General features: G+C 37.3%; 15 protein-coding genes. 11 read left to right on the top strand and 4 right to left on the bottom strand.

What is annotated here, in order from left to right; all coding sequences use genetic code 11:
- Positions 1-71: 71 nt before the first annotated feature.
- The 11 genes from HMPREF9447_RS07310 to HMPREF9447_RS28410 all read left to right on the top strand — a co-directional run bounded on the left by HMPREF9447_RS07310 (position 72) and on the right by HMPREF9447_RS28410 (position 10216).
- Positions 72-1253: a hypothetical protein gene (locus tag HMPREF9447_RS07310; RefSeq protein WP_009129067.1), complete on the top strand. Its 1182-nt coding sequence runs from the start codon at positions 72-74 to the stop codon at positions 1251-1253.
- A gap of 4 nt (positions 1254-1257) precedes the next feature.
- Entirely contained in the window at positions 1258-2331 is a 1074-nt protein-coding gene (locus HMPREF9447_RS07305) for a polysaccharide biosynthesis protein (RefSeq protein WP_009129066.1), read from the top strand.
- A gap of 177 nt (positions 2332-2508) precedes the next feature.
- Positions 2509-3690 carry a non-hydrolyzing UDP-N-acetylglucosamine 2-epimerase gene (gene wecB / locus HMPREF9447_RS07300; protein WP_009129065.1) on the top strand — a complete coding sequence of 394 codons (1182 nt, stop codon included), beginning with the start codon at positions 2509-2511 and terminating at the stop codon, positions 3688-3690.
- A 9-nt stretch (positions 3691-3699) separates the two neighbouring features.
- Positions 3700-4719, top strand: a complete 1020-nt coding sequence (locus HMPREF9447_RS07295) for a hypothetical protein (RefSeq protein WP_009129064.1) — start codon at positions 3700-3702, stop codon at positions 4717-4719.
- A 2-nt stretch (positions 4720-4721) separates the two neighbouring features.
- Positions 4722-5936 (top strand): glycosyltransferase family 4 protein, encoded by a 1215-nt coding sequence (locus HMPREF9447_RS07290; RefSeq protein ID WP_009129063.1) that lies wholly within the window; start codon positions 4722-4724, stop codon positions 5934-5936.
- 2 nt (positions 5937-5938) lie between these two features.
- Positions 5939-6523: an acyltransferase gene (locus tag HMPREF9447_RS07285; protein WP_009129062.1), complete on the top strand. Its 585-nt coding sequence runs from the start codon at positions 5939-5941 to the stop codon at positions 6521-6523.
- Between the two features lie 20 nt (positions 6524-6543).
- Positions 6544-7398, top strand: a complete 855-nt coding sequence (locus tag HMPREF9447_RS07280) for a polysaccharide deacetylase family protein (RefSeq protein ID WP_009129061.1) — start codon at positions 6544-6546, stop codon at positions 7396-7398.
- A 7-nt stretch (positions 7399-7405) separates the two neighbouring features.
- Complete coding sequence (locus HMPREF9447_RS07275) at positions 7406-8398, top strand: NAD-dependent epimerase/dehydratase family protein (RefSeq protein WP_009129060.1); 993 nt, start codon at positions 7406-7408, stop codon at positions 8396-8398.
- A gap of 35 nt (positions 8399-8433) precedes the next feature.
- Positions 8434-9384, top strand: a complete 951-nt coding sequence (locus tag HMPREF9447_RS07270) for an MraY family glycosyltransferase (RefSeq protein WP_009129059.1) — start codon at positions 8434-8436, stop codon at positions 9382-9384.
- A 145-nt stretch (positions 9385-9529) separates the two neighbouring features.
- On the top strand, positions 9530-10030 hold the full coding sequence (locus HMPREF9447_RS07265; RefSeq protein ID WP_009129058.1) for an HU family DNA-binding protein: 501 nt from the start codon (positions 9530-9532) through the stop codon (positions 10028-10030).
- A gap of 90 nt (positions 10031-10120) precedes the next feature.
- Positions 10121-10216, top strand: a complete 96-nt coding sequence (locus HMPREF9447_RS28410) for a smalltalk protein (RefSeq protein WP_009129057.1) — start codon at positions 10121-10123, stop codon at positions 10214-10216.
- Positions 10217-10372: 156 nt separating this feature from the next.
- On the opposite strand, the gene HMPREF9447_RS07260 is transcribed toward HMPREF9447_RS28410, so the two are convergent.
- Genes HMPREF9447_RS07260 through HMPREF9447_RS07245 form a run of 4 tightly spaced genes read right to left on the bottom strand, consistent with a single transcriptional unit; the run spans position 10373 to position 14138 of the window.
- Positions 10373-11257 (bottom strand): TraB/GumN family protein, encoded by an 885-nt coding sequence (locus HMPREF9447_RS07260; RefSeq protein ID WP_009129056.1) that lies wholly within the window; start codon positions 11255-11257, stop codon positions 10373-10375.
- A 27-nt stretch (positions 11258-11284) separates the two neighbouring features.
- The gene (locus tag HMPREF9447_RS07255) at positions 11285-11797 is read right to left on the bottom strand and encodes a C40 family peptidase (protein WP_009129055.1); all 513 of its coding nucleotides are present in this window, start codon (positions 11795-11797) and stop codon (positions 11285-11287) included.
- Positions 11794-12624 carry an ABC transporter ATP-binding protein gene (locus HMPREF9447_RS07250; RefSeq protein ID WP_009129054.1) on the bottom strand — a complete coding sequence of 277 codons (831 nt, stop codon included), beginning with the start codon at positions 12622-12624 and terminating at the stop codon, positions 11794-11796. The genes HMPREF9447_RS07255 and HMPREF9447_RS07250 overlap by 4 nt, the downstream gene beginning before the upstream one ends.
- A gap of 26 nt (positions 12625-12650) precedes the next feature.
- Positions 12651-14138 carry a DUF5687 family protein gene (locus HMPREF9447_RS07245; protein WP_009129053.1) on the bottom strand — a complete coding sequence of 496 codons (1488 nt, stop codon included), beginning with the start codon at positions 14136-14138 and terminating at the stop codon, positions 12651-12653.
- Positions 14139-14265: the final 127 nt, after the last annotated feature.

Raw genomic sequence — 14265 nt, 5'->3', positions numbered from 1 at the left:
TAAATGAATAATTGTTGCTTTTGTGAATGTGTTGAAACGAATATATATTTAGTAAATCATATATAATGAATATGTTGAATATTTTAAAAAACAAAAAAACAGTTGATTTTATTAATTCACATCCAATAAAATTGTACATTGACCACTATGCAAATATAATTGCCTATATTAATAAGAAAAAAAACAGAAATCTAGATTTCTTTTATAGTAGAATTCCCAAGAATTTTCAATTTGTATTTAATAATAGGTATTCACAATGCATTTTTTGGAAATTGGCAATTATCATTGAACCAATACTATCACTTATCATTGTAACGATTCTGCTTCTTCCTTTTATAGTGTTGTCTATTATTATTCGTAAAAGGAGGATTTCCAATAAACTGTATTTGTCATATGCTATTCTTCTAAGGAAAAGAGTTGAAATAGCAGGCTTGTATTCATCATCTACCGATTGGCTATATCCATTGTTTATTCCTACATCGATGGAAAAGGTTGTGGGTAAAAATGTACATAATGTATTTGAAGGTATAAATGTGTTCGATGTCTTTAAGGCCTACTTGTATTCTATATTCACCATATTAATATCTGTCTTTTTTTTGCGATTTAAATATTTATTTAGAAATTATGTTTGTTTTGAGTACTACCTAACAGCTGGCTTTTTAAAAAAGTTATCTAATGATGTGGAGATATCATTTGCAAATCAAATAGATCGTTGGGCAATTCTTTTTGATCATGCACCTCAAAAAAGAAAAGTTCTTTTTCAACATGGAATTGAAATGCCTGAATCTGATTGGCCTATTAAACTTAAAAATATAACTCTTTTATATGCATTGTCAAAAAACGAAGCAAAGTTATTAATAAAGGCCACTATTCTTTCAAAACCGATTGTGAGGATATTACCTCCAACGATTCAACTGACAAATTATAATGTGGAAAATAAATCTAATGTGTTGATAGTTGGATACCCAGCTTATGGATTGTTTGATAAGGAAAGAGATCTAATATATGGAATAAATTTGGACAAGGTGAATCTTTTTTTGAAACTCCATCCTGGGGCGCAAGATATTTCGAAGTATAAAGAATTACAAAGGAAAAGAAATTATATTTTAATAGAAAACGATACTTTTCCGAATGTTGATTTCGTGATTTCATATAGATCAACTCTTGCGGTAGAATATGAGGTTTATAATAAACATATTTTATTCTATAATGATTATTCGATTGAAGAAATTTGTAAAATAGTAAATAAATAGTGAAATGTCTATTTTTAAAGGTAAAATTCTTTTAATTACTGGAGGTACAGGTTCTTTCGGTAATGCAGTTTTACGTCGTTTTCTTGATTCAGATATTAAGGAGATACGTATATTTTCACGAGATGAAAAGAAACAGGATGATATGCGTCATGCTTTACAAAATCCTAAAGTGAAATTTTATATTGGTAATGTACGTGATAAGGCTTCTGTTGATGTGGCTATGCGTGGTGTAGATTATGTGTTTGCTGCTGCTGCTTTAAAACAAGTGCCAAGTTGTGAATTTTTTCCAATGGAGGCAACAATGACCAATGTCATAGGCACTGGTAATGTGCTTGCATCAGCAATTGAACATGGTGTGAAGAATGTGGTTGTGCTTTCAACAGATAAGGCTGCATATCCTATTAATGCTATGGGCATCAGCAAGGCACTGATGGAGAAAATTGCGATGGCCAAAGGACGTGAATTGGGGGAAAATGCGCAAACGACTATTTGCTGTACACGTTATGGAAATGTAATGGCAAGTCGTGGTTCGGTGATTCCATTGTGGGTAGAGCAAATAGAACAGGGAAACCCTATAACTATAACCGATCCCAATATGACACGTTTCATGATGACATTGGATGATGCAGTTGATTTAGTTATTTATGCATTTATGCATGGGAAGAATGGAGATCTTTTTGTCCAAAAAGCTCCAGCAGCTACTCTTGAAACACTTGCAGAAGCTTTAAAGCAAGTTTATGCAGAAATTAATCCTAAGTATGGTGACACCGAAGTGAAAGTTATTGGTACTCGTCATGGAGAAAAACTTTATGAGACACTTGTTACTCGTGAAGAAATGGCTAAGGCTATAGATATGGGGGATTATTATCGTATTCCTTGTGATAATCGTGATTTGAACTATGATAAATTTTTTAATGAAGGAAATAAAGAAATTGCTAAAATAGAAGATTATCATAGTCATAACACTCGTCGTCTTGATATAGCGGGCATGAAAGAGTTACTTCTAAAACTTCGATTTATTCGTGAAGATTTAGGTCTTCAGCAACGTTCTAAAGCGAAAGAAATACGTTCAGAGTAAAGTTTATATATTCTCAGTAGAGATCATTTTCTCATGTCAGATTTTAATTGTTTTTTATCTACCTCTCGCTTATCTGACATCTTCAGTTATAATTTGTTTTAATAGATTAACTAGAATAACTACCTAATTTAAATTTAGGTAGATGATGATTATTTGTACTAATTTATACTTAATAAATTGAACATAAAATTAGATTATTCAGATATTGAGTTTCAGGAGAATGGTAAACTGAAACTCTTGATTATTGTGGGTACACGTCCAGAAATTATTCGTTTGGCGGCTGTCATAAATAAATGTCGTAAATATTTTGATTGTATACTGGCGCATACAGGACAGAATTATGATTATAACTTGAATGGGATTTTTTTTCGTGACTTGAAATTGAAAGCACCAGAAGTGTATATGGATGCTGTGGGAGATGACTTGGGCGCCACAATGGGAAATATTATTAATGCCAGTTATAAACTGATGCTTCAAGTGAAGCCTGATGCCGTATTAGTACTGGGAGATACAAATTCTTGTCTCAGTGTAATAAGTGCCAAACGATTGCATATTCCTATTTTTCACATGGAAGCTGGTAACCGTTGTTTTGACGAATGTTTGCCAGAAGAAACTAACCGTCGTATTGTAGACATTATCTCCGATATGAATCTTTGTTATTCGGAACATGCTCGCAGATATTTGAATGTTTCAGGAGTCGCAAAAGAGCGTACTTATGTGACTGGTTCGCCTATGGCAGAAGTACTCCATGAGAATCTACAGGAAATAGAGTCTTCAGATATCCACAGAAGATTGAATTTGCAAAAAGGGAAATACATTTTGCTGTCAGCTCATAGAGAAGAGAATATTGATACAGAAAGGAATTTTTGTTCTTTGTTTAATGCCATTAATGCTATGGCAGAAAAGTATGATATGCCGATTCTTTATAGTTGCCATCCTCGTAGTCGTAATCGGTTGATTACAAGTGGATTCAAACTTGATTCTCGTGTGATACAGCACGAACCTCTTGGATTTCATGATTACAATTGTCTACAGATGAATGCATATGCTGTAGTGAGTGATAGTGGGACTTTGCCGGAGGAAAGCAGTTTTTTTACTTCGGTGGGTTATCCTTTTCCTGCTATTTGTATTCGTACAAGTACGGAACGTCCGGAGGCGTTAGATAAAGGCGGATTTGTATTGGCTGGCATTGATGAAAAGTCATTATTGCAGGCTGTAGATACGGCTGTTGAAATGAATAATAATGGAGATAATGGCGTTCCTGTTCCTGACTATATGGATGAGAATGTATCGTCTAAAGTTGTGAAGCTAATTCAGAGTTATACTGGAGTAGTGAACAAGATGGTTTGGAGAAAGTAGAGAAGGATTATGACAACTCTTGAAAAGTTTAAAGATATAAAAGTTCTGGAAGTAACAGATGATTATTTCTTAGGTTCTAAAGGTTACCAAATTTTTAAATATGATTTTTTGCAAAAGAAATATGATTTTTTTGCTAGTGTCATAGACAAATATAGTTTTTTTTCTAAATATTCTTTACTTCGGAGATTTTTACGTGCTGAGATAAATGGCTTATATTCACTAAAAAATGGAGGGTATTTGGTAATTGCAAAGAAAGGTATATTCTATAAAAATAATCATTCTTCTGTTTTTAGAAAGGTGTTTTCTATACCAAGAGGATCTAGACCTTTAAATTTGTGTGAGTTGCCTAATGGGCATATTTATTGGGGTGAATACTTTGCCAATATTGGAAAAGAAGCTGTTCATGTATATGTATCTATCGATGGTGGCTTGACTTGGAAAATAGCCTACACTTTTTCTGAAGGCAATATAAATCATATTCATGGCTTATTTTGGGATGAATTTACAAATCGGTTATGGTTTTGCACAGGAGATAGAAAGAATGAGTGTATTATTGGCTATACTGAGGATGAATTTGAGACAATAGTTGAGGTATTTAGGGGAAACCAAGAATATCGTTCGTGTCAGTTGTTTTTTTATGAACATTTTGTTGTTTTTGCTACAGATTCTCAATATGTGCAGAATGAAATCAAAATGTTTGCTAGGGATTCTATGCAAATTAAATCATTGGTAAAAATACAAGGAACTGCCATAAAGGGAGGACAGTTAGGGAATATATCTTTTCTTTCAACGACAGTAGAGCCATCTAAAATAAATAAAGATAGATACTCACATTTATGGATTACGAATGATGGCATAAATTGGCGTGAAATCTTCAAAGAGAAGAAAGATATATGGCCGTTTATATTTCAATTTGGTAGTATAGAATTTCCTATATATAAATGTGGTAGAGTATTGCAAAGAATATTCTTTAATGGAAGGGCATTGAAGAATATAGATGGATGTTCGTTCTCAATATCTATTGAATAGCAATGAAGGTTTTATTAATAACACAGTATTTTTATCCTGAAAATTTTAAAAGTAATGATATTGCTTTTGAGTTGGTGAAGAGAGGATATGAAGTAGATGCATTAGTAGGTATCCCTAATTATCCGGAAGGTAAAATTTATAGTGGATATGGTCTCTTTAAGAAACGTCGGGAGAATATAAAGGGAGTGAATGTATACCGTTCCTTTCAAATACCACGGGGTAAAGGAGGTGGGTTAAAGTTAATGATAAACTATTTGAGCTTTGTCTTTTCTTCGTGTTTTAATGTGCTTTTTTATTTTGTTTGGAGAAATTATGATGCAATAATTGTACATGAAGTCTCTCCAATATTTCAAGCATATCCTGCTATTCTTCTGCGAAAGCTAAGAAAAGTTCCGGTTTACTTATGGGTATTAGATATATGGCCTGATGCCATGATGTCTGGTGGCGGAATTAAAAATAAGAAAATCTTATCGTTTGTAAATAGATTAGTGATAAATATCTATAGTCAATGTGACAGAATCTTAATTAGTAGTAAGCGTTTTACCGAATCTATTTTATCTAAAGGAGATTTTATTGATAAAATAAGGTATTTTCCGAATTGGAGTGATGATTTATTGAAAGCGGACTCGGAATATCCTATTCCTCAATTACCAGATGGTTTTAAAATAATACTTGCTGGAAATTTAGGGCATTCCCAAAATTTAGATGCAGTTGTTCAGTTGATTCTATCTTTAAGAGATATAAAGGACTTGAAATGGATATTTATAGGTAATGGGAGTGAAAAGGAATGGCTTGATAATTTTATAGAAGCTAATAAGCTGCGTGATGTAGCATTTACATTAGGGCGTTTTCCACTTGAAGCAATGCCGGGATTCTTTAAAAAGGCTGATGCTTTGCTTGTTACTTTACGATCGGGTTTCCCTCATTTGGGAATGGTAGTTCCTGCACGTTTGCAGGCATATATGTCTGCTGGAAGGCCCGTTTTAGCAATGATTGGTAATGGTGGAGCAGACGTGATAAAGGAAGCTAATTGTGGTTATGCTGTTTCTGCGGGAGATTACGAGGCTTTGGCTGCTATAATTCGAAATAGTGTACTAGTAGATAAAGAGGCTTTTGAGACTTTGGGATATAATGGTCGTTGTTATTTTGAAAGAGAATTCCAAAAAGATATCTGTATAGATAATCTGTGTCGAATACTCAAAGAGGATTTTAATTAACTATGATGAAAAAATTAAGTTTGACATACCGTTTCCTTCGTTTTATAGGGTTAAATTATTCAGAAGAAGAATATGGTGATATCAGCCTATTTAAAGTTATTGGGAAGTTTTTTGGAAACATATATCATGCTCTTTTATTGAGTATGATGAATTGGGTTATTTTAGAGCCAATAAATCCGAGAATGTTACGTCCTTTTCTATTGAGGAGACTTGGCTGTAAGGTAGGCAAGGGGGTATTTATTGGAGATCATGTTATTGTAGATGAGAATCACGCAGATCATATAATATTAGAAGATCATGTGCATGTAGCTAGCGGTACCCGTTTGTTATGTCATCAAAGAGATCTGTCTAATTATTGTGTTGGAGATGATTATGCGAAGCTTGGTTATAAACTAGGTATAATCCATATGAAAAAGGGTAGTTTAGTTGGTATGGAATCATTTATTATGCCTGGTGTTACTATTGGTGAAGGGGCAATAGTTGGTGCTGGTTCTTTGGTTACAAAAGATATTCCTGCGTGGACAGTTGCTGCTGGTAGGCCTGCTAAGGTCGTGAAAGAAATTCCTCAGAGATTTTCTGTAAAATAATCTGGTAAATTATTGTTGTTTTGAATATACTAACCTTCGACATTGAAGACTGGTATAATTGCGACTTCATCTCAGGCGATTTCAATTGGGATAAACATGAAGTGCGTATATATCAGGGAGTAGACCGTATTCTCACAGAATTGGAGAAACGGAATCAAAAGGGAACATTCTTTTGTCTTGGCTGGATTGCGGAAAGACATCCGGATGTGATTCGTTCTATTCAAAAGCAGGGGCATCATATAGGTTGTCATTCCTATCAGCATGAGTTGTCTTTCCGTTTTGATGAGAAGGCATTTAAAGCAGATACATTGAAAGCAAAACACTTGATAGAGGACGTAACGGGAGAGAAAGTGAATGCTTTTCGTGCTCCGGGTTTTTCTATTACCAAGAATAATACTTGGGCACTTCGTTGTTTAGCTGAAATGGGATTCATATATGATTGCTCGATGTTTCCTGCTCCTCATGATTATGGTGGTATGCCAAGTTATGGAGAAGGTGTTCCGAAGCGTATTGATATTGGCGATGGAAGGATTATCAAAGAGTTCCCTATAAATATCCATCAGATAATGGGTAAGCATATTGTTTTTTCCGGTGGTGGTTTCTTTCGGTTGTTTCCTTATTGGCTGATTAATCGTTGGGGAAAACATAGTGATTATATGATGACTTATTTTCATCCGAGAGATTTTGATGAAGGGCAACCTGTCATGAAGAACTTACCTGCCGTACGTCATTTTAAAAGTTATGTAGGTATAAAAGGTGCGTTTACTAAGTTTCAACGACTATTGGACCACTATGAATTCTATAATGTGGAACAGGCGGATGAACTGATAAATTGGGATACTATTCCTATAATACAATTAGATAGTTTAAAATAAGAGAATCATGAATATATTAATTACAGGTATTCACGGTTTTGTAGGCTCCAATCTTGTTATTGCCTTAAAAGGACATCATTCCCTTTATGGCCTTGATATTGTTGCTCCTGAAAAGGAGGGGGTGGTGAAAACTTTTTCTTGGAAAGATATTGAAACAACTTCTTTTCCGATGCAGTTTTTACCCAAGTTTGATGCTATCATCCATTTGGCAGGCAAAGCGCATGATACAAAGAATCACTCTGCTTCTCAGGTATATTTTGATATCAATACAGGGCTGACACAGAAGATATTTGATTTCTTTTTAGAATCTTCTGCGAAGAAGTTTATCTTTTTCAGTTCTGTGAAAGCTGCCGCAGACAGTGTAGTGGGGGATATGCTGACAGAAGATGTGATACCTACTCCGGTTGGTCCTTATGGAGAAAGTAAGATTGCAGCTGAAGAATATATTCTTAGTAAGTTGAGAAGTGAGCATGGAGAATTGAAAGTTGCTATGCAGCGTGATAAGCAGGTGTATATTTTGCGTCCTTGTATGATTCACGGTCCTGGTAATAAGGGTAATCTGAACTTACTTTATAATGTGGTGAAGAAAGGTATTCCCTGGCCTTTAGGTGATTTTGAGAATAAGCGTTCGTTTACTTCTATAGATAATCTTTGCTATGTAGTGGAAGGTTTATTGACAAAAGACGTAGCGAGTGGCATTTATCACATGGGTGATGATGAAGCCTTGTCTACGAATGAACTGATTGCCCTTATGTGTGAAGCTATGGGTAAGGAGCCTCACATCTGGAAAATGAACAGGAAAATGATGGAGAGTTGCGCAGGACTGGGTACGCTGCTTCATCTGCCTTTGAATACAGAACGGCTGAGAAAGCTGACTGAGAATTACGTGGTGAGTAATGAGAAAATAAAATCTGCTCTTGGTATTGACAGGATGCCTATCCGTGCGGCGGATGGAATAATGAAAACGATCCGCAGTTTCACCGCGGAGAGCACAGAGTAATACGGAGTTTCTAACCTACTTATAACTTGTAAATCGTGTATTATATCATTATATTAGTTCTGCTCTTTGTAGCAGAACTTTTTTATTTTAGAGTGGCTGATAAGTGCAATATCATTGATAAACCCAATGAGCGTAGTTCTCATTCACGGATAACTTTGCGTGGTGGTGGGATTATATTCTATTTTGGAGCTTTGGCCTATTTCCTGAGTAACCATTGGGAGTATCCATGGTTTATGTTAGCATTAACTCTAATCACTTTTATCAGTTTTGTAGATGATATCCGTTCTACTTCCCAAGGGCTGAGGTTGGTGTTTCACTTTACTGCTATGGTTTTAATGTTTTACCAGTGGGGCTTGTTCTCACTTTCCTGGTGGTGGATTATCATAGCTTTGATTATCTGTACAGGTATCATCAATGCCTATAATTTTATGGATGGCATCAACGGCATCACAGGTGGTTATTCATTGGTTATCCTTGGTGCATTAACTTATACCAATGCAGAAATAGTAGCCTTTGTTGAACCAGCTTTGATTAATACCGTTCTTTGTTCAGTCTTGGTCTTTTGTTTCTTCAATTTCCGTAAAAAAGCAAAGTGTTTTGCCGGTGATGTCGGTTCTGTGAGTATTGCTTTTATCCTTCTTTTCTTAATAGGTAAACTTATAATTAAGACTGAGGATTTCAGCTGGATTATCCTGTTGTCTGTTTATGGTGTTGACAGTGTTCTTACTATTATCCATCGTTTGATGCTTCATGAAAACATTGGTTTATCTCATCGCAAACATATGTATCAGTTGATGGCGAACGAATTGAAGATGCCTCATGTTGTGGTTTCGTTGATTTATATGGCGGTACAGGCAATAATAATAATTGGATATATAGGATGTCTGAACTATGGTTATATATGCTTGCTGGGTGTAATTTTATTGCTTAGTCTTGTCTATATATGGTTTATGAAGAACTATTTTTGTTTACATCAAAAGCTTTAATATCAACTAATTATATATTAATGTCAGAAAACAGCTCTCCATGGGCTATTTTTTTTGTTTATCCCTGGATATATCTTCATCTTTGCATCGTTGATCAACACAAAAATAAATTGATGTTGAATTTAAAAGTAAAAGGAGAAAGATTATGCCTTTATTGTATTATGCGAGACAATCGCAGTTGAAAACGAAAGATGGTGTGAACCAATGGCACCTGACCTTGAAGAAAGTAGGACGGGCTGTAAGTTTGCAGCAGTTGGGTGAGATGGTGGCTGAGAAGTGCTCGGCAACGCCGGGTGATGTGCACAATGTAATCAGAAACTTGGTGTCGGTGATGCGGTTGCAATTACTGAATAGCCGTACTGTTCGCCTGGATGGTTTGGGAACATTTACTGTGATGGCACGAACACGTGGAAAGGGAGTGGATAATGAGAAAGATGTAACTCCGAATCAGGTGACATCTTTGCATTTCATGTTTACTCCCGAATATACACGTCCGGCAGCTTTGGGTACTACTCGTGCGCTATGGCAAGGTGTTGAATTTGAGAAATGGACGGGTAAGGATGCTACTGGCGATGATGATTCGGGTAATGGTGGCGGAGGAAACTCCGGTGGCGAAGGAGGACTTGGAGAAGATCCACTGGGATAGGGTCTGAAGCCGGAGGCTTCAGAAATTAAAAATTAAAGAATTAAAAATTAAAGGCTGCGCAGTCTATTGGTAATTAAAACATTGGATAGTATGAAAAAAACGGTTTGGGATAGGATTTTGAAAATTGTAATAGCTGTGGCATCGGCGGTGTTAGGAGTTTTGGGAGCCAATGCTATGAATATGTAGTGAAACTTATATAATGATGAATGAGGGTATGTTAGGTATGAATCCTGATGTACCCTTTTTTAATATAAAATCGGGTGACTGCAATCACTTGCAATCACCCGGTATCTTACATTGTTTCGTGTTTATAAAATGTTAGTAAAGAGAGAATTTATAGTTTTATTTCATAGGTTCCACGCTATAACCTGCCTGTTTCAACAGGTTTAATACGCCATTGTTTCCCGGCAGGTGGCCGGCGCCAACCACAAAAAGAGTAGGAGCATCCTTCATGATGGCGGGCATTTTTTCAATCCATGCTTTGTTGCGGTTGTCTAACAAAGCTTCCATCTCACCCGGTAGCGGATCACAAGAGTTACCATCACGCTCTTCCATCAACTTCAGCATATCGTCCAGTTTCTGGGCTTTATATGCTTCATTCAGACGTTTGGTCTGGTCCATAGCCTTGTCAATGTCGCTTACAAGACAATAGAGTAAATTGGCCTGGCGTTGCAAAGTCTGGCTATTGAAGAGTACGTTTATTTGGGATTGAAGAGTTTCTAAACCACCTACTTTTTTACCATTCTGTATGGCTTGTTGCTGGAAGTAAGTATCCAGTTGCTCTTGCGGATTGAACCCACCTAAATGTTTCATGCACAATATCACGGTAAGCTGTTGAGTGATAGCCGCCGGTTTCAATTTTGCCAGCATGGCAATGTCAGCCATCATATTTTCTTTTACTACCTTGCCTACTACCTCATACTGTTCAGGAGTGAAAAGAGCCTGAAGAGTGGTATCTCCTGCTATCATCATGCTCTGCTGCATTGTTTGCATGAATTCGGGAGACATTGCTTCGGACATGACAACTTCTCCATATACTTGGGCAGTTCCGTCTATAGCTTGTGGCAGTCCGGCGATGCTATCTTTGATACTTAATGGCACCAAATGGTGTGTACCCAAAATATAGGAAGGCTTTTCCTGACCGTTGCCGGAGATTTTCCACAATAATTGTGCATTGGCATTCAGCGCAATGCCGATAAAGAGGAGAATACCTAAAATTTTTTTCATTCTTTTTTCTTTTTGAAGTTTAAACTATCATTTCACCCTTCCCCCGCAAAGCCAGTATTGCGTATAGTACTTCTCATTGAGAGCACTGACAATTACTCCTTTGCTGGTGCTGGCATGGATGAATTTTCCATTTTTGAGGTAGATACCCACGTGCGCCACTTTCTTTTTGGAGGCACGGCTGGTGAAAAAGACTAGGTCTCCCTCACGCAGGTTGCGGCGGGAGACTTTGTTGCTTTCTTTAAGCTGGTCGTTAGTACTTCGGGCCAGACGGATGTTATATACTCTTGTATAGAGTTGCGATACCAGACCGGAACAGTCGGTACCCTGTTTGCTGTCACCGCCTGCGCGGTAGGGAACACCTAACCACTCCGCAGAGGCGATGTACAGCTTATGGTTATCTTCCTTATTTATATCTACTCCTAAGCGGACAGAAGCTTTAGCCAGTGCCTTGTAGTCGAGGCGCGGCGCCGAGCTACGACAAGAACTTAAACTAAATGTCAGTCCGACAAGTGCAACTATATATAAGAAGTATTTCCTCATTCCTGTCCTTCTTTCTTTTCCGGTTGAACTACAGTTTCTTCAACAATGGTTTCTTCAACGATTGTTTCTGGAGCAGGTGTTTCTTCGATCACTGCTTCCGCCAGTTCTTCTTCAATTTCTTCTTCTACTCTGATATTGAAGTAGTCTTCAAGCTCTTTCTCTGCCGAATTGTTTTCATTCTGGATATCACGGATAATCACACCGTTCTCCAACAGAGCAATACGGGGACATACATCTACCGTATGATTCAGGTTGTGGCTTGAAATGATTACCGTGGCATGATGCTCTTCATTATACTTTTTCAGCAAGTGCTTGATGATGGACTGTGAACTCGGATCGAGGAAGTTGAACGGTTCGTCCAGAATAAGTAATTGAGGATGATGCAACATAGCGGAGATGATACCGATTTTCTGCTTATTTCCGGCAGAGAAGTTACGGATAAACTTTTTCTGACCAATCACTTCATTATTCATGAAGCGTTCAAACGGAAGCAACCGCTCGTCTACTTCTTCTTTTTTCAGACCATACATCTTACCGATGAAGTAGAAATACTCTTCCGGAGTGAGATAATCGATCAGGAAACCATCATCAATGAAAGCACCGGTGAATTGTTTCCAGTCTTCGTTTTTGCATACGTCGATGTCGTTGATGGTCACATTACCCTGATCTGCCTGCAAAAGGTCCAGTATCAAACGGAAAAGGGTAGTCTTACCGGCTCCGTTGTTACCTACTAAACCCAGCATGTCACCCTGATTAATGGTATATTTCTCAATATCTACGGCTTTCTTTTGTCCGAAGTTTTTTTGGAGATTATTTATGTTTATCATATTGTTACTATTTAATCATTATTTTCTTACTGTCTGCTATCTCTGAACCCTTCCATATTCTTGTATCTACGTTTCATGAAACGCAGGTAGACGTTCTTCAACCATAGGTTGGAGGTGAGGATAAAACCGGCTCCTATAGCAAGCAGTATCCATGAAGTTGTTTCCTGGCCTATAACTGTAGTCAGAATATAGTTCAATATAAGAGGTACACCGAAAGCGGCACCGGCAATTAGATTTTGCAATCCGGTTCCCACATTCTGGCGACTGCTCATTTTGGCATTCAGGTCAACGGTTTTGTTGTTGAATACAGCTAACTGGAACAGGAAGAAATAGATGCATCCTACACTAAACACAGCCCATGAAATACAAGTCAACAGAGCCAGTTTTCCGGTAGCAATAGCAGGTATCATCAAGATAAAAGGTACAAGGATGGCAATGCTGTAAACCGTATATTTGGCACGGAGTAGATTGTAAATAGACTCCTTGCGGCTCATCAGACCGTCTATGTAATTTCCTTCGTAGCTCATCAGACTGGATAAGAAAAGAATACCGAAAATGACGAAATTGTATATGACAATAAAGTTCTTCATACCCGTGCCGTCATATACTTCGGTAAAACTAAGCACTAGACTGAAAGCAACCACTACAAGGATAACGGTACGCAGAGAGTTCTTGCAAACCTTGTTTCGTAACAGTAGTTTTAGCTCTAGGCGCATGTATTCGCCTACTTCACCATAGCGGTCCAGGAACTTGTATTCGGACACGTGCTTGACTTTAGTGTCTTCTACTTTATTGAGCTCATTGTAAATCAATCCGCGCATCATCGTTCGGTTGATGAACCATATCAAGGCGATGGCAGCGATTACTCCGATGAATGCCAGTAAGTTTCCTGTGATAAAGCCTTCTCCCAAATTTATGAATAAGTCGAAGACCGGACTATTATCCGGAATGAATAAAGCAGCAGCAATTCCACCATATACCACCAGAGGAAGTGCAACCCACCAGAGACGTTCTCCTATAAGTGTACGGCACAACAAGAACCAGTAATTATTGAATATGATAAGTAGCCAAATGCCAATACAATACGTTAATACGCCGATAATACCGTAGAATTTGGTAATAGTGATGATGGCGAATGGAACGAACAGGAACAGCCAGATGAAGTTAAATCCGCTCAATCCGGAACGTATCAGCAGAAAGTCGATAAGCCGATTTCGCTTTACGGGCAGCAACAAGTAAGGTTTCACTTCCTGAGTTGGTGTTTTCTGGAAAGGAAAACGCATGATGAAGTCCAAAGCGAGTACAAATATCAGTCCGCTGTTCATTACATGATAGGCTTCTGTGGCTCCACCATCAAACGCAAATGCGAATGTTGTACCGAAAAAAATGAGATAACCTGCCCAGAACACAGCCATGAAGTACATCCAGAACTTTCCGAATTTACTCTTTTCGTACATCGGATTTCGCTTTTCTGCTAACTTTCCGTGCTTGCGCAGTTCGAGAAATAAGTTCATGTTATTTAGTGATTAGTTATTAGTGATTAATGATAAACGTAGGAGAGGGATGGTGATTAGTTATTAGTGATTAGTGATTAGTGATAAGTTGCTTATAGCGCTAGCCTGCTTATCACTAATCACTAAT

The organism is Bacteroides oleiciplenus YIT 12058 (assembly GCF_000315485.1).
Taxonomy (GTDB): Bacteria; Bacteroidota; Bacteroidia; order Bacteroidales; family Bacteroidaceae; genus Bacteroides; species Bacteroides oleiciplenus.
This window is presented reverse-complemented; position numbering and strand designations above follow the sequence as displayed.

Coding starts and splice junctions, on each gene's coding strand:
- HMPREF9447_RS07260 (WP_009129056.1), bottom strand. CDS start 11,257: ATGAAAAAAATTTTAGGTATTCTCCTCTTTATCGGCATTGCGCTGAAT.
- HMPREF9447_RS07250 (WP_009129054.1), bottom strand. CDS start 12,624: ATGATAAACATAAATAATCTCCAAAAAAACTTCGGACAAAAGAAAGCC.
- HMPREF9447_RS07265 (WP_009129058.1), top strand. CDS start 9,530: ATGCCTTTATTGTATTATGCGAGACAATCGCAGTTGAAAACGAAAGAT.
- HMPREF9447_RS07245 (WP_009129053.1), bottom strand. CDS start 14,138: ATGAACTTATTTCTCGAACTGCGCAAGCACGGAAAGTTAGCAGAAAAG.
- HMPREF9447_RS07305 (WP_009129066.1), top strand. CDS start 1,258: ATGTCTATTTTTAAAGGTAAAATTCTTTTAATTACTGGAGGTACAGGT.
- HMPREF9447_RS28410 (WP_009129057.1), top strand. CDS start 10,121: ATGAAAAAAACGGTTTGGGATAGGATTTTGAAAATTGTAATAGCTGTG.
- HMPREF9447_RS07290 (WP_009129063.1), top strand. CDS start 4,722: ATGAAGGTTTTATTAATAACACAGTATTTTTATCCTGAAAATTTTAAA.
- HMPREF9447_RS07310 (WP_009129067.1), top strand. CDS start 72: ATGTTGAATATTTTAAAAAACAAAAAAACAGTTGATTTTATTAATTCA.
- HMPREF9447_RS07255 (WP_009129055.1), bottom strand. CDS start 11,797: ATGAGGAAATACTTCTTATATATAGTTGCACTTGTCGGACTGACATTT.
- HMPREF9447_RS07285 (WP_009129062.1), top strand. CDS start 5,939: ATGATGAAAAAATTAAGTTTGACATACCGTTTCCTTCGTTTTATAGGG.
- HMPREF9447_RS07295 (WP_009129064.1), top strand. CDS start 3,700: ATGACAACTCTTGAAAAGTTTAAAGATATAAAAGTTCTGGAAGTAACA.
- HMPREF9447_RS07275 (WP_009129060.1), top strand. CDS start 7,406: ATGAATATATTAATTACAGGTATTCACGGTTTTGTAGGCTCCAATCTT.